General features: G+C 68.4%; 26 protein-coding genes and 1 pseudogene. 16 read left to right on the top strand and 11 right to left on the bottom strand.

Going from position 1 to position 24,412, the window contains the following annotated elements:
• Positions 1-3: 3 nt before the first annotated feature.
• The 6 genes from N5I32_RS07285 to N5I32_RS07260 all read right to left on the bottom strand — a co-directional run bounded on the left by N5I32_RS07285 (position 4) and on the right by N5I32_RS07260 (position 5,281).
• Positions 4-1,014, bottom strand: a complete 1,011-nt coding sequence (locus N5I32_RS07285) for an ABC transporter ATP-binding protein (RefSeq protein ID WP_261494734.1) — start codon at positions 1,012-1,014, stop codon at positions 4-6.
• Positions 1,011-1,802 (bottom strand): ABC transporter permease, encoded by a 792-nt coding sequence (locus N5I32_RS07280; protein ID WP_261494733.1) that lies wholly within the window; start codon positions 1,800-1,802, stop codon positions 1,011-1,013. The genes N5I32_RS07285 and N5I32_RS07280 overlap by 4 nt, the downstream gene beginning before the upstream one ends.
• Positions 1,799-2,668: an ABC transporter permease gene (locus N5I32_RS07275; protein WP_261494732.1), complete on the bottom strand. Its 870-nt coding sequence runs from the start codon at positions 2,666-2,668 to the stop codon at positions 1,799-1,801. The genes N5I32_RS07280 and N5I32_RS07275 overlap by 4 nt, the downstream gene beginning before the upstream one ends.
• A gap of 82 nt (positions 2,669-2,750) precedes the next feature.
• The gene (locus tag N5I32_RS07270; protein ID WP_261494731.1) at positions 2,751-3,854 is read right to left on the bottom strand and encodes an ABC transporter substrate-binding protein; all 1,104 of its coding nucleotides are present in this window, start codon (positions 3,852-3,854) and stop codon (positions 2,751-2,753) included.
• Positions 3,855-4,061: 207 nt separating this feature from the next.
• Complete coding sequence (gph, locus tag N5I32_RS07265) at positions 4,062-4,730, bottom strand: phosphoglycolate phosphatase (protein WP_261494730.1); 669 nt, start codon at positions 4,728-4,730, stop codon at positions 4,062-4,064.
• Entirely contained in the window at positions 4,727-5,281 is a 555-nt protein-coding gene (locus N5I32_RS07260) for a thioredoxin family protein (RefSeq protein WP_261494729.1), read from the bottom strand. The genes gph and N5I32_RS07260 overlap by 4 nt, the downstream gene beginning before the upstream one ends.
• Positions 5,282-5,427: 146 nt before the next feature.
• Here N5I32_RS07260 and N5I32_RS07255 point away from each other — a divergent pair, with 146 nt between their 5' ends.
• From N5I32_RS07255 to N5I32_RS07215, 9 genes and pseudogenes are all read left to right on the top strand, one after another.
• Positions 5,428-5,793: a hypothetical protein gene (locus N5I32_RS07255; protein WP_261494728.1), complete on the top strand. Its 366-nt coding sequence runs from the start codon at positions 5,428-5,430 to the stop codon at positions 5,791-5,793.
• 108 nt (positions 5,794-5,901) lie between these two features.
• Complete coding sequence (locus N5I32_RS07250; protein WP_261494727.1) at positions 5,902-6,396, top strand: copper chaperone PCu(A)C; 495 nt, start codon at positions 5,902-5,904, stop codon at positions 6,394-6,396.
• Between the two features lie 81 nt (positions 6,397-6,477).
• Complete coding sequence (locus tag N5I32_RS07245; RefSeq protein ID WP_261494726.1) at positions 6,478-7,014, top strand: TrmO family methyltransferase domain-containing protein; 537 nt, start codon at positions 6,478-6,480, stop codon at positions 7,012-7,014.
• A 199-nt stretch (positions 7,015-7,213) separates the two neighbouring features.
• A complete protein-coding gene (locus tag N5I32_RS07240; RefSeq protein WP_261494725.1) occupies positions 7,214-8,554 on the top strand; it encodes a 4Fe-4S dicluster-binding protein in 1,341 nt (446 codons plus the stop codon).
• Between the two features lie 10 nt (positions 8,555-8,564).
• Positions 8,565-8,942 carry a cupin domain-containing protein gene (locus N5I32_RS07235; RefSeq protein WP_261494724.1) on the top strand — a complete coding sequence of 126 codons (378 nt, stop codon included), beginning with the start codon at positions 8,565-8,567 and terminating at the stop codon, positions 8,940-8,942.
• A 62-nt stretch (positions 8,943-9,004) separates the two neighbouring features.
• The gene (locus tag N5I32_RS07230; RefSeq protein WP_261494723.1) at positions 9,005-10,351 is read left to right on the top strand and encodes an amidase; all 1,347 of its coding nucleotides are present in this window, start codon (positions 9,005-9,007) and stop codon (positions 10,349-10,351) included.
• A gap of 15 nt (positions 10,352-10,366) precedes the next feature.
• Positions 10,367-11,065: a DUF2848 domain-containing protein gene (locus N5I32_RS07225; protein WP_261494722.1), complete on the top strand. Its 699-nt coding sequence runs from the start codon at positions 10,367-10,369 to the stop codon at positions 11,063-11,065.
• 71 nt (positions 11,066-11,136) lie between these two features.
• Positions 11,137-11,433, top strand: a pseudogene (fdxA, locus tag N5I32_RS07220) (ferredoxin FdxA); the annotation flags it as partial.
• Positions 11,434-11,704: 271 nt separating this feature from the next.
• Positions 11,705-12,514, top strand: coding sequence for a ferredoxin--NADP reductase (locus N5I32_RS07215; protein WP_261494721.1), 810 nt, complete (start codon positions 11,705-11,707; stop codon positions 12,512-12,514).
• An 8-nt stretch (positions 12,515-12,522) separates the two neighbouring features.
• Here the strand turns inward: N5I32_RS07215 and N5I32_RS07210 are convergent, their stop codons facing one another.
• The 3 genes from N5I32_RS07210 to N5I32_RS07200 are packed head-to-tail and all read right to left on the bottom strand — an operon-like array spanning position 12,523 to position 16,824.
• The gene (locus N5I32_RS07210) at positions 12,523-13,656 is read right to left on the bottom strand and encodes a 2Fe-2S iron-sulfur cluster-binding protein (protein ID WP_261494720.1); all 1,134 of its coding nucleotides are present in this window, start codon (positions 13,654-13,656) and stop codon (positions 12,523-12,525) included.
• Positions 13,649-14,482 (bottom strand): FAD binding domain-containing protein, encoded by an 834-nt coding sequence (locus N5I32_RS07205; protein ID WP_261494718.1) that lies wholly within the window; start codon positions 14,480-14,482, stop codon positions 13,649-13,651. Before N5I32_RS07205 ends, N5I32_RS07210 begins: the two co-directional genes overlap by 8 nt.
• A complete protein-coding gene (locus N5I32_RS07200) occupies positions 14,479-16,824 on the bottom strand; it encodes a xanthine dehydrogenase family protein molybdopterin-binding subunit (protein ID WP_261494717.1) in 2,346 nt (781 codons plus the stop codon). Before N5I32_RS07200 ends, N5I32_RS07205 begins: the two co-directional genes overlap by 4 nt.
• A 227-nt stretch (positions 16,825-17,051) precedes the next feature.
• Here N5I32_RS07200 and N5I32_RS07195 point away from each other — a divergent pair, with 227 nt between their 5' ends.
• From N5I32_RS07195 to N5I32_RS07165, 7 genes are all read left to right on the top strand, one after another.
• Entirely contained in the window at positions 17,052-17,567 is a 516-nt protein-coding gene (locus tag N5I32_RS07195) for a MarR family winged helix-turn-helix transcriptional regulator (protein WP_261494716.1), read from the top strand.
• A gap of 200 nt (positions 17,568-17,767) precedes the next feature.
• Complete coding sequence (locus tag N5I32_RS07190) at positions 17,768-18,631, top strand: branched-chain amino acid ABC transporter permease (RefSeq protein ID WP_261494715.1); 864 nt, start codon at positions 17,768-17,770, stop codon at positions 18,629-18,631.
• Positions 18,628-19,554: a branched-chain amino acid ABC transporter permease gene (locus tag N5I32_RS07185; RefSeq protein WP_261494714.1), complete on the top strand. Its 927-nt coding sequence runs from the start codon at positions 18,628-18,630 to the stop codon at positions 19,552-19,554. Before N5I32_RS07190 ends, N5I32_RS07185 begins: the two co-directional genes overlap by 4 nt.
• A complete protein-coding gene (locus N5I32_RS07180) occupies positions 19,551-20,324 on the top strand; it encodes an ABC transporter ATP-binding protein (protein ID WP_261494712.1) in 774 nt (257 codons plus the stop codon). Before N5I32_RS07185 ends, N5I32_RS07180 begins: the two co-directional genes overlap by 4 nt.
• On the top strand, positions 20,314-21,021 hold the full coding sequence (locus tag N5I32_RS07175) for an ABC transporter ATP-binding protein (protein WP_261494710.1): 708 nt from the start codon (positions 20,314-20,316) through the stop codon (positions 21,019-21,021). The genes N5I32_RS07180 and N5I32_RS07175 overlap by 11 nt, the downstream gene beginning before the upstream one ends.
• Before the next feature lie 23 nt (positions 21,022-21,044).
• Positions 21,045-22,262, top strand: a complete 1,218-nt coding sequence (locus tag N5I32_RS07170) for an ABC transporter substrate-binding protein (protein ID WP_261494709.1) — start codon at positions 21,045-21,047, stop codon at positions 22,260-22,262.
• 60 nt (positions 22,263-22,322) lie between these two features.
• Positions 22,323-22,571, top strand: a complete 249-nt coding sequence (locus N5I32_RS07165) for a hypothetical protein (RefSeq protein ID WP_261494708.1) — start codon at positions 22,323-22,325, stop codon at positions 22,569-22,571.
• 40 nt (positions 22,572-22,611) lie between these two features.
• On the opposite strand, the gene modC is transcribed toward N5I32_RS07165, so the two are convergent.
• Entirely contained in the window at positions 22,612-23,715 is a 1,104-nt protein-coding gene (gene modC / locus N5I32_RS07160; protein ID WP_261494707.1) for a molybdenum ABC transporter ATP-binding protein, read from the bottom strand.
• Positions 23,712-24,410 carry a molybdate ABC transporter permease subunit gene (gene modB / locus N5I32_RS07155; protein WP_261494706.1) on the bottom strand — a complete coding sequence of 233 codons (699 nt, stop codon included), beginning with the start codon at positions 24,408-24,410 and terminating at the stop codon, positions 23,712-23,714. Before modB ends, modC begins: the two co-directional genes overlap by 4 nt.
• Positions 24,411-24,412: the final 2 nt, after the last annotated feature.

Raw genomic sequence — 24,412 nt, 5'->3', positions numbered from 1 at the left:
GCGCTATTGCAGCCGGATCAGGTCGCGCGACGACAGGCTGAGGTCGATCTTCTGGCCGACCTGCGGCGGCGGCGCGTCGGGGCGGTTGAAGATGTCAAGCGCCACGCCCTTGTCGACGCCCGCGACCGTGGCGCCAAGGCGGATCACCGAGCCGAGGAAATGCACCTCCGCCACCGTCGCGGCAAGGCGGATGTCGGCACCCTCCGCATGGCCAAGGTGCAGCGATTCCGGCCGGGCGGCATATTCGCCCTGGCCGACCTCCACCCCGCCGATCCTGCCGCCTGCGTCGGCGCGGAAGACGTTGAGCTGGCCCACGAAATTGGCGACGAAACGGGTGTTCGGCCGGTTGTAGATCTCGAACGGCGTGCCCACCTGATCGGCCACACCGCCGTTCATCACCACGATACGGTCGGAGATCGACAGCGCCTCTTCCTGGTCGTGGGTCACGAAGATCGTGGTGATGCCAAGGTCGCGCTGGATCGCGCGGATCTCGTTGCGCAAGCTGACGCGCACCTTGGCGTCAAGGGCCGACAGCGGCTCGTCCAGAAGCAGGACCTGCGGCTTGGGGGCCAGCGCGCGGGCCAGCGCCACGCGCTGCTGCTGGCCACCCGACAGCTGGAACGGGTAGCGCCCGCCAAGGTCCGGCAGGCCGATCAGCGCCAGCATCTCGGCCACGCGCGCGTCGATCTCGGCTCGGGGCGTGCCCTTGATCTTCAGCCCGAAGCCCACGTTGCCCGCGACCGTCAGGTTGGGAAACAGCGCGTAGGCCTGGAACACCATGCCGATGTTGCGCTGGTTCGGGCGCTTGCCGACCACGTCGGTGCCACCGATGCGGATGGCGCCGGACGAGGGCTCCTCGAACCCCGCGACCATGCGCAGCACGGTGGTCTTGCCGCAGCCCGACGGCCCGAGGAGCGAGATGAACTCTCCCTTCTCGACCGACAGGTTGAAGTCCTTGACGACGCGGACGGCGCCGAAGCTCTTTTCCAGATGGGTGATGTCGAGAAAGCTCATCTTGCGGCCTTGGAATGCTTGGAGAAACGGGTGACAAGCTGGATGAGCCCCATGCAGGCCCAGGTGATGGCGAAGGCGATCACCGAAAGTGCGAAGGGCTCATAGGGCTTGTTCGCCCCGATGCGTTGCAGATATGGCCCGAAGGCCGGACGGTCGAGCAGCGCTGCGAGCGTGAACTCTCCGATGACGATGGCAAAGGTGAGGAACGCCCCCGACAGCACCGCCGGAATGACGTTCGGCAGGATCACCCGGCCGAGGATGCCGATCCAGCCGGCGCCCAGGCTTTGCGCCGCCTCGGTCAGGGTGGCGACGTCGATGGTGCGCAGGCCGGTGTCGACCGCGCGGTACATGTAGGGCAGGGCAAGGACGGTGTAGCCCATGGCCAGGAGCAGGTTGGTGCCCGTCACCGACCCGGTCATCGGCAGCCAGCTTGAGGTGTTGTAGAGCCGGATGTAGCCGAAGACGATGACGATGGCCGGGATCACCAGCGGCAGGAGGGTGATGAACTCCACGTAGGGCCGCGCCCAGGGCATCTTGAGGCGGACCCAGAACGCGGTCGGCACGACGATCAGCACGCCGACTGCGATGGTGACCAGCGCCATGACCACCGAATAGGTAAAGGTCGCCTGGAACTCGGCATCGCCGATCACCTTGGCGTAGGCGTCCAGCGAATAGACCCCCCGCCGCGCCTTCAGCGAAAACTCGAACAGCCCCCCGAGCGGGACGATGAAGTAGAGCAGGCCGAAAAGAAGGGCCGCCCAGCCGGCGATGCGTGCCCAGACGCTCATTTCAGCCACCGTTCGGCGCGGATGCGCAGCCAGATGTAAAGGACGTTTGCCACCGCGGTGACGACGATCATGCCGAAGGCCATGGCGTAGCCGAGGTTGGGGTTGCCAAGCACGTCGCCGCGGATCTGCGCGAACAATTGGATCGGCACGATGTTGAGGGCGGAACCCGTCAGCGCGATGGCCGTCGCCACCGCGCCGAAGGCGTTGGCGAAGAGAAGCGCGAAGGTGCCCAGAAGCGAGGGGAACAGGATCGGCAGCGCGATCATGCGCCAGTATTGCAGGCCGGTCGCGCCCAGCACCTCCGCCGCCTCGCGCCACTCTCGCCGGAGCCCTTCGAGCGCGGGGGTGATGATCAGGATCATCAGCGGGATCTGGAAGAAAAGGTAAGTGACCGTCAGGCCCCAGAAGCTGAGGATGTTGAAGCCGAGGTCGCGGCTCAGGACGATGCCGAAGTTGTTGCGCAGGAACAGCGTCACCAGCCCCACCGGGCCGAAGGTGGCGAGGAAGGCGAAGGCCAGCGGCACGCCGGCGAAGTTCGAGGCCACGCCCGAAAACGTCATCAGCGGCGCCTTGATCCAGCGGGGGACGGCGCCGAAGGTCACGGCGGCGGCCATGGCGAAGCCGATCAGGCAGCCGAGCGAGGCCGAGGCGACGGAGATTTTCACCGAAATCCAGTAGCTTGATGGGATGGTGCCGGTGTTCAGGTCGCGCAGGTTCTGCAGCGTGAAGCCGCCGTCGCGGTCCTGAAAGGCCCCGATCACGATATGCGCCGTCGGCAGGATCAGGAACAGCGTGATGAAGATCAGGAAGGGCGCCAGCCCCACCCATGTCAGCGGCAGGCGCCGTGTGGACGGCACGAAGCTCATGCGAATGGTGTCCCCTGTCGAATTATTCTTGTTGCGGACCCCGGCCCGGAAAACCGGGCCGGGGCCGATGAACGGTCGCCCGTTACTGCACGTTGGCGCCGACGACGGCGTCCCAGCCCCCGGTCACGGCCGCCTTGTTGGCGTTGACCTCGTCAAGCGTCGGGAAGTAGGCGGCCTCGTACGACGCTGCCGGCGGCAGCGCGTCGATCAGCTCCTGCGGCACCTTGCCGGCCGCCACCATCGCGTTGAAGCGCGCCGGGTGGCAGTAGCCCTTCAGCCACAGGTTCTGGCCTTCGTCCGAATAGAGGTATTCCATCCACAGCTTGGCCGCGTTCGGATGCGGCGCATAGGCCGAGATGCCCTGGACGTAGACGCCGGCCAGAACGCCGGTCGACGGCACGACGATCTCGACCGGCGGGTTGCCGGCAAGCTCGTCCGCCCAGGCCAGCGCGTTGTAGTCCCAGGCGATCGCGATCGGCGTCGCGCCCTGGGCGATGGTGCCGGCCTTGGCGATCACCGGCACGAAGTTGCCGGCCTTGTTGAGTTCGGCGAAGTAGTCGAGTCCGGCCTTGCCCGCGGCCTCGCCCGAGGCGGCGCCGGTCGACAGGCCCGCGGCCAGAACGCCGAGAATGGCCTGGTTCGAGGCGCGCGGATCACCGGCGAGGGCAACCTGGCCCGCATATTCCGGCTTGAGCAGATCGGCCCAGTCGGCCGGCGTGTTGGCGACAAGGTCCTTGTTCACGATGAAGGACATCACGCCATAGTAGTCGCCGTACCAGTAGCCTTCGGCGTCCTTGATCGAATCCGGGATCTCGTCCCAGGTCGAGACCTTGTAGGGCTGCAGGAGCCCCTCGTCCTTCATCGAGGGACCGAAGGCAAGACCCACATCCACGACGTCCGGTGCCTGCGGCCCCTTGTTGTCCTTGTTGGCCTTCACCGCCTCGACTTCATCGGCCGAACCCGCGTCGGGGTTCAGTTCGTTGACCTCGATTTCGGGGTACTTCGCCTTGAAGCCCGCGATCACGTCGCCGTAGCCGCACCAGCTATGGGGCAGGGCGATGGTGGTGAGCATGCCTTCCGCCTTCGCGGCCGCTTCCAGTTCGGCCAAACTTTGGGCCGAGACGAGGCCGGTCGTCATCATCAGCGCAGCAAGTGATGCCGCTGCGGTGGCACCTATGGTTTTCATCTTATCTCCCTTGGACGTTGTGCCGGCCGCCATCGGACTGCCGGGTTTGTCTCGTGCGGCGTGATGAGCGCCCACGCGGCGAAATGTTAGCGTCCCAAACCGTCGCTTGCCAAGGAGAAAGCGTGGGTGGCCCAACTGCTTTACGCAGCGGCAACCAGGTCACCCCGATACGGGCTTCGGGGGGAGCCCCCGCCGCCCCCGCGGCGCTCAGCCGGCGGTCGGCGACAGGGCCGCGCGCCCGTCGAGATGGCGTGCCAGATCGTCGAAGCGGTCGAACGCGAAGCTGTGGCGCAGCGCCGTTACGGGTGCCTTGCGGTAGCCTTTCGTGAACAGCGCGAAGGCGACGCCCGTCGCCTCGGCGGTGGCGGCGTCGACCTCGCTGTCGCCGACATAGAGGAGCGGCGTTCCGAGCGCGGCGAAGGCGGCGTGCAGGGGGGCGGGGTCGGGTTTCTTCTGCGGCAGGCTGTCGCCGCCGATGACCACTCCGAAGAAGCGGCCAAGGTCGAGCGCGTCGAGAATGGCAAGCGTCGGCGCCAGCGCCTTGTTGGTGCAAAGCCCCAGCGGATGCCCCAGCGCGCAAAGCCGTTCCAGACACGCCGTCACACCGGGGTAGGGGCGTGTCAGCGCCGCAGGTTCTGCCAGATAGCCGGCCAGCATGGCCGCCGTCATCGGATCCTGCCGGTCCGGGCCAAGGCCGCGCGCCTCGCGCGCCTGGCGGACAAGCTGCGGAATGCCGTGGCCGACGAACGACACCGTCTCGGCCAGGGTGACGGGTTCCGCGTTCTCTCCGGCAAGCACCCGGTTCAGCGCAGCCCTGATGTCGGGGGCGCTGTCGACCAACGTGCCGTCGAGGTCGAAGACGATGGCGCCGCTCACGCTACCTTCCACTTGATCGAGCAGCCCATCGAGGGCACCTGTTCGGCCGGTCCGCGCCCGGTTTCGGCGATCGCCTTCATCGCCTCGTAAAGGTCGCGCCGGGCGTCCGCCGGGCCCGGCATGCGGCCCGAGGCGTCAAGCCGGCCGCGATACTGCAACTCCCCCGCCGCGTTCAGACCGAAAAAATCCGGCGTGCAGGCCGCACCCCAGGCCCGCGCCACTGCCTGCGATTCGTCATGCAGATAGGGGAAGGGGAAACCCTTCGCCTCGGCCATCCGGCGCATCTCGGGGAAGCTGTCGTCGGGATAGGCCACCGCATCGTTCGCGCAGATCGCGGCGACGCCGATTCCCAGCCCCTGAAGATCGCGCGCATCGCGCAGAATGCGGTCAAGCACGGCCAGCACGTAGGGGCAGTGATTGCAGATGAACATGACAAGCGTGCCCTTCGGCCCCGCCACGTTGGACAGCGCATAGGTCTTGCCGTCGGTGGCGGGAAGCGAGAAGGCCGGGGCCTTCCAGCCGAAATCGCAGACGGGCGGGGTGGCGGCCATGGCGGTTCTCCCTGTTCGGGGTCTGAAGCGGTGTGCCCCAAGGATCGGCGGATTCGCGGGCAGGGGCAAGGGCGGCCGCGCGCCGGGCAGGGCGGCGGGCACCCGTGGCGGTTGCATTTGCCGGCGTCTGCGGGCAATCGTGGCCCATGGCTCACCTCCTGCGCAGCGTCATTTCCGGGGTCGTCCTCCGGCCCGTCCTTGTCCTCGCCCTGGCGATGGCGGGGCTGGCGCGCCCGGTTCCGGATGCGGCCCTTTCGGCGCTTCAGTCCTTCGCGCTTGCGGGGGGCGACATCGCGGCGATCTGCGGCGATGCCGACGGTGATGGCCGCGCCGATCACGACGGCTGCCCGGCCTGCCATGTCGCGGGCGCGGCGCTGCTGCCGGATGCGGCTCGCTCCCCCGCGGACGCGGACCTGAGGATCGGCGGCCCGGCGACCGCCCCGTGCGTGATCGTCGCCTCCGCCGGCCCGATCGACCCGGCGCACCGGTTGCGCGCCCCTCCGGCGGCCTGACCCTTTCGCGTTGCCCGGCGCCGGTCCCGGCCGCCGCTTCCCCGTCTTCGCGCCGATGGCCGCCACCGCACCGACGGGCCGCCCGGCGCTTCTTCATAGGAAAACACCATGAAATCCGTTCTTGCCGCGATCCTCCTTCTTGGCCTTGCCGGCACCGCCGTGGCCCACGGTGTCAGCGCCGGCGACATCGAGATCATCCATCCGAACATCCCGCAGCCTGCGCCGAACGCGGCCACAGCGGCGGGCTACATGGCCATCGCGAACGGCGGCAGCCACCCTGACCGACTGATCGGTATCGAGACCGAAGTTGCCGCGAAGGCGCAGTTGCACGAAACCCGCATCGGCACCGAGGGTGTCGCCACCATGGCCCATGTCGAGGACGGCGTCGAAATCCCCGCGGGCGGCACGGTGGTGCTGGAGCCCGGCGGCCTGCATATCATGCTGATGGGGTTGAAGGTGCGGCTGAGCGAGGGCGAGATGGTGCCGGCCACGCTGATCTTCGAGACGGCGGGCCGGGTCGAGGTCGAGTTCATGATCGACCCGCCCGGCGCCGAGGGCCACGGCCATGCGGACCACGGCACGGCGGCCCCCGCGCAGCCCTGACGCGGCCCGTCTTGCGCAGGCGCCCCTTCTGGCCGAGACTGCTTCGGACGGGGCAATCGGCAGGGACATCGGGGGGGGATCATGGCCGGGGCAGACGACGGACCGGCGGGTGACGCGGGCTTCGACCCGCCGCGGCCGGGCGAGATCCGCGCCCCCTTCGACCCGGCCCTGCGCAGCGATGCCGGCGTGGCCTTCATCGGCCACCTTTCCACCCCCTGGCGCAAGGGCGACTGCCCGAAGAACCTGACCGAGGCGCGGGTAAGGGCGCGCGCCCAGGCGGGGCGCTTCTCGGCTTGGGTGCGGCCGGAGTATCGGCCGGCACTGTCGGGGCTGGAGGCGGGCGCGAAGGTGATTCTGCTTTACTGGATGGCCGGGGCGCGGCGCGACCTTCTGGTGCAGGCGCCCAGCCACCGCCCGGACCCGCGCGGAACCTTCGCCCTGCGCTCGCCCGCGCGGCCGAACCCGATCGCGCTTGCCGCGGTCACCGTGCTGTCGGTCGATGCCGCCGCCGGCGTGGTCGAGGTCGATGCGCTCGACGCCTTCGACGGCACGCCGCTTCTCGACATCAAGCCCTGGCTGCCCGGCGTGGACATCCCCCCGGACCTGCCGGAGGGCTGAGCCGCATTCCCCGCCATCCCGCCGCGCCGAACCTGGGCGTCCGCCGGTATTCCCGGAAATTTCCTCTATATGGCAATGACTTGTCATTGGGTTCCGGCGGCGGTTCAACAGTCTTGTCGGGTCAAATAAAAGGAGTATACTACCTAATAATCGCCCATGAACGAGCGATGCAGGGACGAATCAGCGCGCGAGGAACCAAATGGCCGACATGAGCGTCGACTTCTGCGGAGTGAAGTTCAAAAACCCCGTCATCATCGCGTCGCTCGAAACGACGAACAGCCCCGACCTGATGCGCCAATGCTTCGACGCGGGCGCGTCGGGGGCGATCATCAAGACGCTGACCGATATCGAGGACATGGCGCGGCTGACGCAAAACTCGAAGTACTGCGTGATGAACGCCAAGGGCGAGATCATCCGCGGCAAGCCCGCGCGCGATTTCGTCTTCTACAGCCGGTCGGGCTATTCCAGCACCTACTACAAGGACTGGATCCCCGATCTGAAGGAAACCCAGAAATACGCAGCCGACCGTGGCGCCCATCTGATCGGCAGCGCCGGCGCCAAGGACATCAACGGCTGGAAGGACATCTGCCGCACGATCGAGGATTGCGGCCTGCCGATGGTCGAACTGAACTTCGGCTGCCCGCACCCGGCGATGATGCCCGGCGTCCACGGTGGCTCGATGATCGGGCAGGAGCCGGAGGTGGCCTACGAGGTCACGCGCCAGGTCTGCGAATCCGTCGGCATCCCGGTCATCGTCAAGCTGACGCCGGACCAGTCGAAGCCGCTCGCCGTGGCCAAGGCGGTGCGCGAGGCAGGGGCGGCGGGCGTGACCGCGATCAACCGCCACACCGGCTTTGTCGTCGACATAGAGACGGGCCAGCCGCGCATCGGCGGCCCGGCCGGGATCGGCGGCACCTGGGTCAAGCCCCTGTCGCTGCGCTGGGTGCACCGCATCCACGAAGACCTCGGCATGCCGATCTCGGGCTCGAACGGCATCTTCGACCACCGGGACGTGATCGAGTTCCTGATGGCGGGGGCGACCATCGTGCAGGTCGGCTCGATCCTCATGGTCAAGGGCATCAAGTGGCTGCCCAAGATCATCGAGGGGGTCGAGCAGTTCATGGACGAAAAGGGCTACGAGACGGTGGAGGAGATGATCGGCCTCGCCTCGCAGCGCTCGGTCAAGGACTATTCCGAACAGTTCTCCAAGAACCGGATGCACGCGGTCGTCAACGAGGACACCTGCAAGAACCCGACCTGCAACATCTGCATCCAGGTCTGCTTCTACGAGGCACTGTCACAGAACCCGGCGGGCAAGATCGACGTGCACACAGACAGCTGCATCGGCTGCGAGCTTTGCCTCGACGTCTGCCCCTTCGATTCCATCGAGATGCGGGAGTCCACGCCCGCCCAGCTTGCCTCGGGGTTCTTCAACATCCCCGAGGGCGTGTTCGAGCACGACAAGTTCGGAACGCAGCGCAACAACATGGACACGATCCGCGCCAACAGTCCGAAATTCAACAAGGAACCAGCCGAATAGGGAGGCATCCATGGCCGTCAACAAGATCCATCGCGAATTCTACCAGGTCGACATCGACAGCGGCTGGGAGACACCGAAGGGATACCCTGCCGGGATCAAGCAGAAGATCCTGTCGGGCACGCTCGACATGGCCAACCGCCAGGGCGGGCACACGCGGCTTCTGAAGTTCGAGCCGGGCACCTATACCACCGTCCCGTTCGAGCATGACTACTGGGAAGAGGTCTTCGTGATCGAGGGCGATCTCTGGGTCGGCAACGACGGCCCGACGGGGGGCGAGCGGTTCGGGCAATACACCTACTGCGTGCGTCCGCCGCATGTGCCCCACGGCCCCTTCCGCAGCGAAGAAGGCTGCCTGCTGATGGAACAGCACTACTACGACCCGCAGTAAGCTCCCCCCATCGCGGCGGGTTGCCCCCGGGGGTGGCCTGCCCTTGTCCCGGTGCCCGTCCGATGATCCAGAACATCACCGACCTTGCCCGCAAGCTCGACAAGGGCGCCGTGACAAGCGCCGCCCTCGTGGCCGAGGCGCTGGAACGCATCGCCGATCCCGCGGGGCAGGGCGGGCTTGCGTTCCTGTCCACCTGTGCCGGTGCGGCGATGGCGCAGGCCGAGTGGATCGACGGCGCGCGGGCGAAGGGCCTGCCGCTGCCGCGCCACGCCGGCGTGCCGATCGCGATCAAGGACCTCTTCGACGTGAAGGGCGAGGTGACGCGGGCGGGGTCGCGGGTGCTCGACACGCAGGCGCCTGCCGCGGCCGATGCCGCGATCGTGTGGAACCTGCGCCGGGCCGGCTTCGTCATCGTCGGCAAGAACAACATGACCGAGTTCGCCTATTCCGGCCTTGGCCTGAACGCCCATTTCGGCACGCCGCTCAATCCCTGCGACCCGGCCGAGGCGCGGATACCGGGCGGATCGTCCTCGGGTGCCGGCGTGTCGGTCGCGGCGGGGATGGTGCCCGCCGCCATCGGCACCGACACCGGCGGCTCCTGCCGGATCCCGGCCGCCTTCTGCGGCATCGTCGGCTTCAAGCCGACCTCGACCCGCGTCCCGCGCGAAGGCGCCGTGCCCCTGTCGAAGACGCTTGACTGCATCGGGCCGCTGGCGACCAGCGTTTCGTGCTGCGCGGTGCTCGATTCCGTCCTTGCGGGCGGGGAGGGGGAGGATGAGCCGTCGTTCCCCGAAGGCGGGCTCCGGCTGGGCGTCCTTGGCGGCTATGTGACAGAGCACATGGACGCCATGGTGGGCGCCGCGTTCGAGGCGATGCTGACGCGGCTTTCGCGACGCGGCGTGCGGCTGACGCCGCTGACCATTGCCGAACTCGCCGACCTGCCGCGGATCAACGCCAAGGGCGGGCTGGTCGGGGCGGAGGCCCACGCCTGGCACGCCCCGCACCTGGCCACGCGGGCCGAATTCTACGACCCCTGGGTGCGCGACCGCTTCGGCGCCGGACGCTCGCAGACGGCCGAGGACTACATCCGCGTGATCGAGGAGCGCGCGCGGATGCGGGCGCTGGTGGCCGAGCGGACGCTGCCCTTCGACGCGCTGATCCTGCCCGCCGTGCAGATCGTGCCGCCGACGCTGGACAGCCTGAAGGACACCGCCGTGTCCAACGCCACCAACCTGCTTTGCCTGCGCAACACGGCGGTCGGCAACTTCCTCGACCTTCCCGCCATCTCCATCCCCTGCCACGACGATGGCACCCTTCCCGTTGGCGCGATGCTGATGGGCCGGACGGGCGAGGACCGGCGGCTCCTGTCCATCGCGCGCGGGATTGAAGGCACCATCCGCGGCCACTGACCGAAAGGACCATCCATGCCCGCCCAAGTCGTTTTCGATGCGCTGTTCACCACCCGCGAGGGGGCCGAGCGGGACCGCGTCACCGTCCGCAAGGTGATCGTCGGCGGCTGGACCGGGCGCGACCGGGCCGCGCTTCAGCACCACATCGACGAACTTGCCAAGATCGGCGTGCAGCCGCCTTCGAAGACGCCGCTTTTCTACCGCGTCGGCGTGTCGCGCCTGTCGACCGCCGACACCATCGAGGCGCTGGGCGAGGGGTCGAGCGGCGAGGTCGAATATGTGCTTCTGAACCACAAGGGCCGGATCTGGGTCGGCGCCGGATCGGACCACACCGACCGGGTGGTTGAACACATGGGAATCTCGGTCGCCAAGCAGCTGTGCGACAAGCCCGTGGCGACCGAGTTCTGGCCGCTCGACGAGGTCGAGGGGCATTGGGACAAGCTGCGCATCCGCTCCCACATCAAGGAGAACGGGGCAGAGGTCGTCTATCAGGATGGCGGCGTCGCTGGCCTGATCTCGCCGCGTGAGTTGCTGGCGAAGCTGGCCGAAGAGGGCGGCGCCCTGGAGGAGGGCGTGCTGATGTTCGGCGGCACCTGCGGCGCCATCGGCGGCGTGCGCCCGAGCCCGCGCTTTCGCTTCGAGCTGTTGGACCCGGTCCTGAACCGCACCATCGCGCATGCCTATGACGTGGTCCCGGTTCCCGTCGTCGGCTGACGGGACGGCGCGGCAAAGGGTTTGCGCGGGCGACAAATAAGAAGTATACTTCCTAAAACGGGAGGTGAATCATGACCTATGTCGTCACCGAGAACTGCATCAACTGCAAGTTTCAGGACTGCGTCACCGTCTGCCCGGTGGACTGCTTCTACGAGGGGGAGAACTTTCTGGTCATCCACCCCGACGAATGCATCGACTGCGGCGTGTGCGAACCGGAATGCCCGGCCGATGCGATCCGGGCAGATACCGAGCCGGGACTTGAGACTTGGCTGGCGATCAACGCGAAATACGCGGCGCGCTGGCCCGTCATCACCGAGATCGGCACCGTGCCCGCCGATGCCGAGGACTGGAACGGACGCCCCGGCAAGGCGGCGCTGCTGATTACGGGCGAAGCGCCGGAAGCCCCGCATGCGCAAAAGCCGGTCTATCCGGCCGGCGCGGAGGCGCCCGGGGACGTGCTTGAGGGCTACGAGCTTGACGGCACGCGGGTGGCCTTCCCCGAGGCCGATGCCGGCAGCGCGGTCGTGGAACTGCCCCCCCGCGCGCCCGACGACGACGGCTTCGAGGTGGACGGCCTGCGCGTGACCCCCTGACGCCGGGCAGCCCCCCCGACCGCCCCCCAGATAACCGGAGTGACCCATGAACGCCGTGCAAGACCCCTACGCCGCGACCCCCGCCGTCTTGCCCGACGGCCAGACCGTCCTCAGCGTCCGCCACTGGGACGACCGGCTGTTTTCCTTCCGCGTGACGCGGCCGCAAAGCTTCCGCTTCCGGTCAGGCGAGTTCGTGATGATCGGCCTGCCGGGCGAGGGTGGCAAGCCGGTCCTTAGGGCCTATTCCATCGCCTCGCCCTTCTGGGACGAGGAGCTGGAGTTCTATTCGATCAAGGTGCCGGACGGCCCCCTGACCTCGCGGTTGCAGAAGATCCGTCCGGGCGATCAGGTGATCGTCAGGACGAAGGCCACCGGCACGCTGGTCCTCGACGCGCTGCTGCCGGGCCGGACGCTCTGGATGATCTCGACCGGCACCGGCGTCGCCCCCTTCGCCAGCCTGATGCGCGAGCCCGAGACCTATGAGAAGTTCCAGACCGTGATCCTGACCCAGACCTGCCGCAATGTCAGCGAGCTTGCCTATGGCGCCGACCTGCACCGGCGGCTTTTGGAGGACCCGCTGGTGGGCGAGGAGGCGGCCGCGAAGTTCCGCCGCTATGCGACCACGACGCGCGAGCCGTCCGAACGCATGGGCCGGATCACCGACCTGATCGAAAGCGGGAAACTCTTTGAAGATCTCGGCCTGCCGCCGCTCGACCCCGGCCAGGACCGCGTGATGATCTGCGGCTCGATGGGCCTCAACCTCGACATGAAGCGCCTCCTGGAGGCGCGTGGCTTCACCGAGGGCGCGAACAGCCGCCCCGGCGAATATGTCGTCGAACGCGCCTTCGTGGACTAGGGGCGGGCTTAGCGGCCCTTCAGCCGCGCCTTCAGCACCGCCCAGAGCATCGCGAAGACGCTGAGCCGGCGGGCGGGCGCGGCCGCGCCGCCGGCCAGAACCGCGTCGCAGTTGGCGGCGAACTGGGCCAGGATGTAGTCGACGAAGCCCGCGACAAGCTCGGGCCGGTTGAACTGCGCCAGCATCCCCTCGATCCCGAAGCGCAACTCCACCCGGACCTGGCTGGTGGCGGCATCGGTGCCGGGCGCGATCGCATAGCCGAGATCGCCGCGCACCCGCGACTTGCCCAGCTTGTCATCGCCCTGGCCGCTGATCGCGCCTTCGCGCGTGGTGTCGTCGTTGCGGAACGTACCGTGCCCGCCGAACCGCGCCCGGATCGGGCCGAAGCGGATTTCGACCGAGCCCTGGAAGCGGTCGCCATCCACGCTCTCGAGCGTGGCGCCGGGGATGCAGGGGGCGACGCTGCGCGGGTCGCGGAACAGCGCCCAGACGGTTTCGGGCGGGTGGTTCAGGGTGAAGTCGCGGCGCACCACCGTCGCGCCGCCCTCGTCCGACACGCGCGCCGCTGCGGCGGCGGGCGCTGGGGTGGCTTCGGGCGGCAGCGGGTCAAAGCGGGTGAAGCTGCGCGACCGCGCCGGGATGGCCGGGGCGGGCCGTTCGGCCCGGCCGCCCTCGGTCCGGCGCTGGCCCGCCACGTCGCGGATCGCGGCGACGATGCCGACATAGCCCGTGCAGCGGCAGAGGTTGCCGCTGAGTTCATGGCGGATCGTCGCCTCGTCGGGGTCGTCGAACCGGGCGACGATGTCGCGCGCGGTCGCCAGCATGCCGGGCGTGCAGAAGCCGCATTGCAGCGCGTGGTGGCGCGAAAAGGCGTCGCGCAGGCGGTCCATGACCGGATCGCCGCGATGGCCCTCGATCGTCTCGATCACCGCGCCGTCGCAGGCATGGGCATAGGTGATGCAGGACCTGACAGGCTTGCCGTTCATCATCACCGTGCAGGCGCCGCAGACGCCCTGTTCGCAGGCCAGATGCGTGCCGGTCAGGTCGAGGTGGTCGCGCAGCACCTCGGCCAGTTGCGCGCGGGGCGGAACGGTCGCGGTGCAGTCTTCGCCGTTGACGGTCAGGCGGATCGTATCAGACATCGGCCAGGGCCTCCTCGACCGCGCGGCGATGGGCGACGGCAAGCTGGTGGATCTTCACCGCTGAGAGCGATAGCCCGCTGTGTTCCAGCGCCGTCTTCACTGTGGTTAGGCCGGCCGGAGAGCCAGTCCGTGCCGCATGGGCAGCGAGGTCGGGCAGGAGGAGCGGCGCCCCCCCGGTCGATCCGAAGACCGCGCGGCAGATGCGCGTCTCGGGGTCGGCGACGAAGGCACCGATGGCGTCGGCGAACTCGCCCACCTTGCGGCAGATCTTGTGGTAGCCCCAGCGCGCGGCCGGCGAATGGCGCGGGATGCGGATCGCGGTCACGATCTCGTCGGGCCGAAGCGCGGTGCGATAGGCGCCGAGCATGAAGGCGGGCATCGGAATCTCGCGCGTGGCCCCCGTGCCGTCCGTCGCCACGACGCCGGCGCCGAGCGCGGTCAGCGCCGTCACCCAGTCTGCCGCCGGGTCGGCGTGGCAGAGGCTGCCGCCGATGGTGCCGCGGTTGCGCACCGCGCGGTAGGCGATGCCGCCCGCGACATGGCGCAGCATGCCGGCGATGGGTTCCGGGCAGTCGCCGTCCTCGATCCTTGCGTGGGTGACGGCGGCGCCGATCTCCACATGGCTCGCCGTCTCGCGGCAGTCGGAAAGGCCCGGCAGCGCGGTGATGTCCAGAAGGCGTTCGGGCCGGGCAAGGCGCAGGTTCAGCATCGGGCCCAGCGACTGACCCCCCGCCATGACCTTCACGGCGCCGTCGCCCGCCGCCAGCGCGCGACCGGCCTCGGGCGCATCGGCGGGGCGGACCATCTCGAAGGCGGCAGGCTTCATTCCGCAGCCTCCCGCGCGGCCTGCGCCTTCAGGATCGCGCCCAGCACCCGCTCGGGAGTGGCGGGCAGGCTGTTCAACTCGACGCCGAAGGGGGAAAGCGCATCGTTAACCGCGTTGACGATGGCCCCGCCCGGCGCGATGGCCGCGCCTTCGCCGACGCCCTTGATCCCGTGCCGCGTGTAGGGTGACAGCGTTTCGGCATGGCCAAGGCGGAACGCCGGCAGTTCCGCCGGCCCCGGCAGGATGTAGTCGGCAAGGGTGGAGGTCAGCGGCTGGCCGTTCGCATCGTAAAGCACCTCCTCGAAAAGCGCGGTGCCGATGCCCTGCGCCGCGCCGCCATAGGCCTGCCCTTCGAGGATCAGCGGGTTCACCCGCCGCCCGCAATCCTCGAAGATGAAATAATCCTCGATCGCGACACGGCCGGTGTCGGGGTCGACCTCGACCACGGCGGCATGGGTCGCATAGGTGAAGACGCCAGTGTCGATGTCGGGCTTGTAGCCCTCCGTCACCTCAAGCCCCGCCGTCTCCACGTCGTCGGGCAACTGGTCGGGGCGCAGGTACCAGGCCCGCGCGATATCCTCGAACGTCACATGCGCGGCGCCGTGCCAGGCCTTGCCCTCGGCAAGGCGCACGTCCTCGGCCCGGCATTGCAGCAGGTGCGCGGCGTGGCGCCTGACCCGGCCCGCCAGCACCTCGGCCGCCTTCGACACCGCGCCCCCCGACATGACCATCCCGCGCGAGGCATAGGCGCCGGTCGAATAGGGCGTTACGCCGGTGTCGCCCATCACCACGCCGATGCGGCTGACGTCGACGCTCAGCCATTCGCTCGCCACCTGGGCCAGCGTCGTCTCCAGCCCCTGGCCGAAGCTGTGGTTGCCCGACCGCACCTCGACCGAGCCGGACGGCGTGATCTTCACCATCGCCTGATCGTAGCCGGGCACCAAAGGCAGGCCCCAGGCGGCAAAGACCTTGGTTCCGTGGGCGGATTGTTCGGTGAAGGTCGAAAAGCCGATGCCAAGATACCGGCCTTCCGCGCGGGCGGCCGCCTGTCGCGCGCGGAACCCCTTGAGGTCGATGGCCTTTTCGGCCTGCGCCACGCTTTCGGGGTAGTCGCCGCTGTCGTAGAACTTCTTCGTCACGTTGGTGTAGGGCATCTTCGCTGCCGGGACGAGGTTTTCCTTGCGCACCTCGGACGGCTCGCGCCCCACCGCGCGGGCGATGGCGTCGATCGTCAATTCCATCGCAAAGCAGACACCGGGCCGGGCCACGCCGCGATAGGGGGTGAAGGCGGGCTTGTTGGTCGCGACCGAATATGTGCGACAGCGGTAGATGCCGAAGTCGTAGGGGCCGGGCAGGTTGCCGCCCGCCTGCGCGGCCTCCAGGCAGGCGGTGAAGGGCCAGACCGAATAGGCGCCGACATCGACGGTGATCTCCGCGTCGATCCCCAGAAGCCGCCCGCGGGTGTCGGCGAAGGCGGTGAGCCGGTAGTGGTGCTGGCGGGTGTTGGCGCCGGCGACCAGATGTTCGCGCCGGTCCTCGGTCCAGCGGATCGGGCGGCCGGCCCGGCGCGCGACCCAGGACACCGACAACTCCTCGGGCTGGAGCACGCATTTGTAGCCGAAGCCGCCGCCCACATCCGGCGCGATCACCCGGACCTGGCCCTGGTCGAGGCCGAGGAATTCCGAAATGCCGGTGCGGATCAGGTGCGGCACCTGGGTCGAGGTGTAGACGACAAGCTGGCCTGCCTTCTCGTCCCAGTGGGCGAGCGTTCCCTTGCCCTCCATCGGGTTCATGCACTGGCGCGCGGTCGAATATTCGCGCTCGATGACGACGGGGGCGGTCTTGCGCAGGCTGTCGATGTCGCCGTCGAAGAAGGTGGTCAGGAACAGGTTGCTGCCCCACTCCTCGTGCAGGAGCGCCGAATCGGGCTGGCGTGCCTTCAGCGCGTCAACGACCGCGGGCAGGGCGTCGATTTCCAGTTCGACCCGTTCCGCCAGGTCCTCGGCCTCGGCGCGGGTGGGGGCGATGCAGATCGCCACGCATTCGCCGACGAAGCGGACCTTGTCCTTGGCCAGCGGATACTGGTCGGAAGCGTTGTAGCTCGGCAGCGAGGATTGCGCGCGGATCGGCCGGACATCAGCCAGATCGGCGGCAGTGAAGACGCGCGCCTCGGCCCCTGCGGGCTTGCGGACCGCGCGGATGCGCCCGTGCGCGACGGGGCTGCGGACAAAGGCCGCCTCCCACTGGCGGGGCAGGCGGATGTCGCCGACGAAGCGGGCCTGCCCGTTCAGAAGCCTGCGGTCTTCCTTGCGCTGGACGCGTTCGCCGATACCCGTAGACACGTTCACCTTCCTTCGCCGCAACCTGCCGGCCCGACCGGCGCATTCATGCAGAAACCGGAGGGTCCGAAAAGGGTGGACCACAAAGGAAGTATACTGCACAATAACACCCATGCAACACCCTTGGCGCGCGTGAAGGCTTGTTTGACGGGGGCCGAGCGGTGATAAGACAGGACCGGAAATGCGGGACTCGCAGGCCGGTCCCGGATCGCAAGGAAATGGCGGTGGACATGGACAAAACGTCACAGACGCCAGGCAAGGAACCGCGGCCCGGCAAGGTCCGCAGTCGCACCTATGACGAGTTGTGGACCCGTCCCGGTTACCTGATCCGGCGCCTGCACCAGATCCATGTGGGCCTTTTCGCCGAGGAATGCGGCAGCGAGGATGTGACGCCGGTGCAGTCCGCCATCCTGACCGTGTTGCAAAGCGGCGAGGAGATGGATCAGCTCACCCTCTCCACCTCGGTCGGAATCGACCGCACCAGCGGGGCCGACGTGATCCGGCGGCTGGAGCGGCGCGGCTTTCTCACCCGCCAGTCCTCGAAGTTCGACCGGCGCGCGAAACTGGTCAAGATCACCGAGGCGGGGCGCGCCTTCATCAAGGGCGTGCGTCCCCGGATGGCGCGCGCGCAAGAACGCCTGATCGCCCCCCTGACCGACGAGGAGCGCGACGAATTCTTCCGCCTGATCAACAAGATGGTCGATGCCAACAACGAGGCGAGCCGGGCGCCCATGGGCACGCTCTAGCGTGGTGTCCCCGCAGCCTTCGCGGGACGTGTCGGCGGGCAAAGAAAATCGTTGCGTTTGCAGTAAAGAGGAGCATACTTCGTAAATAGAAACCGATCACGGTACACCCCGGCCTGAACTCCGGCGCTTCGAAGTACCGGGACAGACACGAACCGGCCGCCCCGCGGGAAGCCGCGGGCGGGCGAGGTGGGAGGTGAGACGTGACCTTGCTGGCGCAGTACGCCCTGACAGGAGTGGTGACAGGCTGTTTCCTGATCCTCGCCACCATCGGATTCTCTCTGACGCGCCAGGTCGAGGGGTTCCTCAACATCGCGCATGCCGAAATGCTGGGCGTCTCTGCCTTCATCACCTGGGGGCTGAACGCGGTGGCGGGCTGGCCCTTCCTGCCCTCGGCCGCGGTCGCGGTGGTGGCGACGGCATTCCTGGGACTGGCGATCGGGCGGGTGGTCTATGACCCGATGCGCCGGCTCGGGCCGGCGGTCCTGCTGATCACCTCTGTCGGGGTGGCCTATGTCATGGCCGGCGTCATGCACGCCATCATCGGCACCGGCATCCGCTCGCTCGACATGCCGCTGGCGACCTCCTACAAGGCCTTCGGCCTGCGCATCACCGACTACCAGATGGTCGTCGTGGCACTTGCGGCGGCAACCGGCATCTCGCTTGCGCTGTTCCTGAACCGGACGAAGACCGGGCTTGCGATCCGGGCGATGTCGTCGAACCCCGAGCTTGCAGCCTCACGCGGGATCGACGTGCGCCAGACCTCGCGCGCGACCTGGCTGATCGCCTCGGGGCTGGCGGGGCTGGCGGGGGTGATGCTGGCGCTGATCGCGACGCTCTCGACCGACATCGCCTTCAACCAGATCCTGCAGATCCTTGCCGTGGCGATCCTGGCCGGGCTCGGCTCGCTCTACAGCGTGATCGCCGCGGGGCTGATCGTCGGCATCGCGATGGACATGTCGGTCTACTGGATACCGGCGGGCTACCGGCCGCTGATCGCCTTCCTCGTGGTGATCCTGGCCCTGCTTGTCCGCCCGCAGGGGCTGTCGGGGAAGGCGCGGTCATGAACCTCGTGCAGCTTTTCCTGGCCGTCGTCATGTTCGGCAGCCTGTTCTCGGTCCTGACGCTGTCCTTGAACCTGCAATACGCGCGTGGCGGGATGATCAACTTCGGCACCGTCGCCTATTTCGCGGCGGGCGCCTATGCCTATGCGATCGTCACGCAGGAACCGCCGAGCGGCCTGGACCAGTACCTGGTCGGCCTGCACGGGCCCTGGTGGGCAGGCTTCCTGGCGGCGGGTGTCGCCTCGATGGCCTTCGCCGTCCTCACCGGTTGGCCGACCCTGCGGCTGAGGGGCGAGTATCTGGCGCTGACCACCTTCGCCTTTGCCGAGATGCTGCATTCGCTTCTGGTCAACGAACGCCGGATCGGCAACGGCACCGTCGGGCTTGCCAACGTGGAACGGCCCGACCCCGGCAGCCTCGGCCTGCCCGACGCCTGGGCCTATGCGGGCGCGGCCTTCCTCTTGATGCTGGCGACCGCGCTCGTCTTCCGCCGCCTGCTCGCCTCGCCCTATGGCCGCGCCATCGACGCCGTGCGCGACGACGAGACCGCGGCAGAGGCGATCGGCAAGGACATCGCGCGACTCAGGTTCGAGGTCTTCGTGATCTCGGCCGTTCCGATCGGCTTTGCGGGCGCGCTCTACGCCATGATCACGACGCTCGTCAGCCCCGACCTCTTCACCGCCGAAGTCACCTTCTTCGTCTGGATCGCGCTGGTCCTCGGCGGCGAGCGCACGATCCTCGGCGCGGTCCTCGGCACCATGGCGCTGGTCGGGTTTCAGGAACTCGTGCGCGCCTTCCCCTTCGAATCCGTGCGCGCCGCCGAGATCGCGGCGGCCGGCGAGGACATCGTCACTGGCATCCTCTTCATCCTGATCCTGCGCTGGCAACCGTTCGAGGCGATGGTGAAACGGAGGGCCGCGGCATGACACGCGATCTGCTGGTCGTGGACCGGGTCATCAAGCGCTTCGGCGGGCTCAAGGCCGTCGGCGGCGACGACGGGCTGAGCTTCACGGTCCCCGAAGGCACTTTCCTCGGCCTGATCGGGCCGAACGGGGCGGGCAAGTCCACGACCTTCAACCTGATCTCGGGCGTCCTCAAGCCCGACGAAGGCAAGGTGCTTCTGGACGGGGTGGACCTTGCGAAAGCGCGCGCGTCCGAAATCGCCGCGCTGGGGCTGGGCCGCACCTTCCAGACCCCGCGCGCCTTCCCCTCGCTCAGCGTGCTCGACAACGTGATCGTCGGCGCCGACAGCGCAGGCGAACGCGTCGGCATGGCGTTCTCCGGCCGCTGGCGGGACAGCGAAGGCGCGCTGCGGGACAAGGCCGCGGCGGTGCTGGCGCGCGTGGGCCTGTCCGAACGGATCAATGACCATGTGGGCAGCCTTTCGGGCGGCGAGTTGCGGATGCTGGAGGTGGCGCGGCAACTGGTGCGCGACCCCAAGATCCTGCTTCTGGACGAACCCACCGCCGGGGTCGACCCCAGCCTCCAGTCAAAACTGTCGAACATCCTCGTCGATCTGCATGCCGAGGGGCGGACGCTGATCGTGGTGGAGCACAACCTCCACTTCCTCTTGCGCATCGCCGACCGGGTGGTTGTCCTGCAGAACGGCCAGCTTCTGTCGCAAGGCACCCCGGCAGAGATCAAGGCCGACGAAAAGGTGATCACTGCCTATCTGGGGGCGGACCATGCAGCTTGAGGTCAAGGGGCTGAAATCGGGCTACGGCAAGGTCCAGATCCTGCACGGCATCGACCTGACCGCGCCGCCGCGCGAGATCACCGCCGTCCTGGGGCCGAACGGCGCCGGAAAATCCACGCTGATGAAGACCATCGCCGGGCACCTTCCGGTGATGGAGGGGGAGATGCGCTATCGCGGCAACTCTCTCGTCGGCCACAGCGCGCTTTCGATCTGCAAGGAAGGCATCGGCTTCGTGCCGCAGGATCACAACGTCTTTTCCGCCCTCTCGGTCAGGGACAACCTGCGCGCCTCCTCGCTCGCCTTCGAGGGGGCGGGGGAGCGGGTGGCCGAGGTGCTGCGCCGGTTCCCGATCCTGGCCGAACGCGCGGATCAGGCGGCCTCGACCCTGTCTGGCGGCGAACGCCAGACGCTGGCCATCGCCATGGCGCTGGTGGCCGGCCCCGACATCCTGATCCTCGACGAACCGACCGCGGGTCTTGCCCCGATCTTCGTCGACCGCATCGTCTCCTGGGTTCGCGAACTGGCCGAGGAGGGCATGGGGGTGGTCTGGGTGGTGGAACAGAACCCCGAAAAGATCCTCGCCATTTCCGAGACGGCCTATGTGATCGACGCCGGCCGCACCTCCGAAATCCTCGAAGCCAGGTCGCTGCTGGCACCTGGCCGCCTGGAAGAAGTCCTGCTTCAGGTTCACGTGTAACGACATAAGGGAGGAACAAGACAATGAAGACGCAGACCATAAGGAGCATGCTGCTCAAATCCACGCTGCTCGCCGGAACCTTCGCCGCCTCGACCCTTGCCGCGTCCGCGCAGGAGGTCACCATCGGCGTGCTCGTGCCGCTGACGGGTGAGCTTGGGGAGTTCGGCAAGATCGTCGCCGGGGCCGTCGAACTGGGCGTGGCCGAAGTGAACGCGGCGGGCGGCACCAAGTGCGGCATGATCCGCACCGTCGTCGCCGACACCGGCGGCAACCCCGAGGTGGGCATCCGCGAGGCCACCAAGATGATCGAGAGCGAAGGCGCCGTCGCCGTCGTCGGCCCGACCTCGGGCGTGATGGTGGCGCTTGTCGATCTGGCCAAGCGCACCAAGACCGTGATCATGTCGCCCTACGCGGGGACGATCACGCTGAACGAACTGGGCGGCGACTATGTCTATCGCACGGTTTCCTCCGACCTCGGCGACGGCGCGGCCTCGGGTCTGTGGCTCAGCGAAAAGGGCTACAAGCGCGTGGCGATGCTGGTTCAGAACGAGGAATCGACGATCTCGCCCGCGCAGGTCGCCAAGGACAAGCTTGCCGCCTCGGGGATCGAACTGACCGACTACGTCATCTACAACCCCGGCCAGCCGTCCTACCAGGCCGAGCTTGTCTCCGTCCTCGCCAATGCGCCGGATGCGATCTACCTGGCCGGTGGCCAGGAATCCGGCGTGACCGTGATCAAGGAGGCGACCGCGGGCGGGTTCGAGGGTGAGTGGCTCTTCACCGCCGACCTCGCCGTGCCCGAGATATTCGATGCCGTGGGCGCGCAGTACCTGAACGACCGCGCCTTCGTGGAATTTGCCGACGCCGACAGCTCGTTGCCCGAATACAAGGCCTTCGACGCGCTCTATCAGGAAAAGAACGGGGCGGAGCCGGGGCCGTTCGCGGCGAACTCCTTCGACATGGCGAACCTGATCGCGCTGTCGCTGGAAAAGGCCGATGCCTGCACCGGCGAGGGGATCAACGCGGTCATCCGTGACATCGCCGACGGGGGCGAGGCCGTCAGCAGCTTTGCCGCCGGCAAGGAGGCGATCGCCGCCGGCAAGGACGTGAACTACGAGGGCGCCTCGGGCCCGCTTGCCTTCGACGCAAGCGGCACGCCCGCCGGGTCCTATTCGATCCAGCAGGCCAAGGACGGCAAGTGGGAGAACGTGAAGTTCTACCCCGCCAGCGCCTTCGAATAAACCCGAAAGCCAGCCGCGCACCAGAGACGAAGGCCCCGGTCGCAGGACCGGGGCCTTTGCGTGCGCGGGGTTTCCCGCCCGCTCCTCCACCACAAGGCGGGCTGCCGCTGCCTTGGCGGGGGCGCGGCCTGCTTTGCCAACTTCCTCATGCCCGCGGCCGAGGAGGAGCGCGAGGATGCGATGCTGCTGGCGACCCTGATGGTGCGGGCCGACGCCGCGCCGATCCTGGCCGAGGCGGGCAGGGCGGTCGGGCTGACGCTGCGGCGCCTCGCGGCCGGCGCCAATCCCTTGCCCGCCACTCTGCACTAGCGGGGCCGCCGCGACCGGCCGCCCCGGCGCGCGCACGCCGTCACGGCCCTGCGCGGCCCACGTTCTCGCGCGCGACAGAGACGGCCTTGAGCACCGCGAAGACAGGCCGGCCCGCCCGCAGGTCCAGCGCATCGACCGAGCGGCGGGTCACCCGCGCCAGGATCGTGGCCTCGCCCGCCGACAGCCGCACCAGCGCGCCCGGACCTTCGCCGAGGTGGATGTCCCGGACCGTGACCGACAGGATGTTCAGGGCCGAAATCCCCTCGGGGCGCCGCGTCGCGAGCATCACGTCCTGAGCCAGGATCCTGAGGCGTACCGTGGCACCCTCGGCCGCCTCTATTCGCGGCAGCCAGACCGGCCCGGCCCCGGTGTCGAGCCGGGTCAGGCCGTCCGCCTCCTGCGCCACGACGCGGGCGGAGATCATGGCGCCCGCCTCGCGCAGGCCCATGACGGGGGCGATCGCGGGGTCTGACAGGATCGTGCTCGCCGGGCCGATGGCGGTGACGCGGCCGGCCTCCATCAGCACGACGGTCGTGGCCAGGCGTGCCACCTCGGCGACCGAATGGCTGACGTAGAGGATGGGCAGGCCCAGTTCGTCGCGCAGCCGTTCGAGATAGGGCAGGATTTCTCCCTTGCGCGCCTCGTCGAGCGCGGCGAGCGGTTCGTCCATCAGCAGAAGGCGCGGGTTCGACAGGATCGCGCGGCCGATGGCAACGCGCTGCCTTTCGCCCCCCGAAAGCGTGGCGGGGCGACGGTCAAGCAGCGGGGCGATCCCCAGAAGCGCGACGATCCGCTCAAGCCCCACACCCGGCCCCACATCGGGCCCGGCGGGCGCGAACCAGCGGCCGAAGAGCAGGTTCTGCCGTACCGTCAGGTGCGGGAACAGGCGGGCATCCTGAAAGACATAGCCGATGCGGCGGCGGTGGGGCGGCAGGCACCGGCCCGCGCCGGTGTCGAGAAGCACCACGCCGTCGGCCGCGATCCTGCCCTCGTCGGGGCGGAACAGGCCGGCGACGGCGTTGATCACCGTCGTCTTGCCCGATCCCGACCGCCCGAACAGGGCCGTCACCCCGGCCGGCGCCTCGAATGCCAGGTCCAGCGAAAACCCCTCGAACCGGTGCTTCAGGGCGATCCGAAGGGTCATTGGCCCGAGATCCTCCGGGCCACCGCGCGTGCCACCCATTCGGACAGCAGAAGCGCCGCCATGGCAATCGCGATGGCGATGGCGACAAGGCGCGCCGCCTGCGGCTCCCCGCCCGGCACCTGCAGGAAGGCGTAGATCGCCGAGGGCAGGGTCTGGGTCTGGCCGGGGATATTCGAGACGAAGGTGATGGTCGCGCCGAACTCTCCCATCGCCTTGGCGAAGGCAAGGATCGCGCCCGCGATGACGCCGGGCAGGATCAGCGGCAGGGTCACGGTGGCAAAGACCCAAGGCCGCGACGCCCCGAGCGTGCCGGCTGCCTGTTCGAGCCGCGGGTCCACCGCCTCGATCGCAAGCCGCATCGCGCGGACCATCAGCGGAAAGGCCATGATCCCCGCCGCCAGCGCCGCCCCGGTCCAGCGGAATGCAAGGACGACGCCGAACCACTCGTCCAGGACCTGCCCGACCGCGCCCCGTCGCCCGAAGATGATCAGCAGCAGATAGCCCGTCACCACCGGCGGCAGGATCAGCGGCAGGTGGACCACCCCGTTGAGCAGCGGCTTGCCCCAGAAGTTCCATCGCGCCAGCGCATAGGCGACCAGGAGCCCGAAGGGCAGGCTGACCAGCGTGGCCCAGAACGAAACGCGCAGCGACAGGGCCACTGCGCGCCATTCATCGGGTGTCAGCCAATCGGTCATTC

The sequence above is a fragment of the Albidovulum sediminis genome, from assembly GCF_025380365.1.
Lineage (GTDB): Bacteria > Pseudomonadota > Alphaproteobacteria > Rhodobacterales > Rhodobacteraceae > Albidovulum > Albidovulum sediminis.
This window is presented reverse-complemented; position numbering and strand designations above follow the sequence as displayed.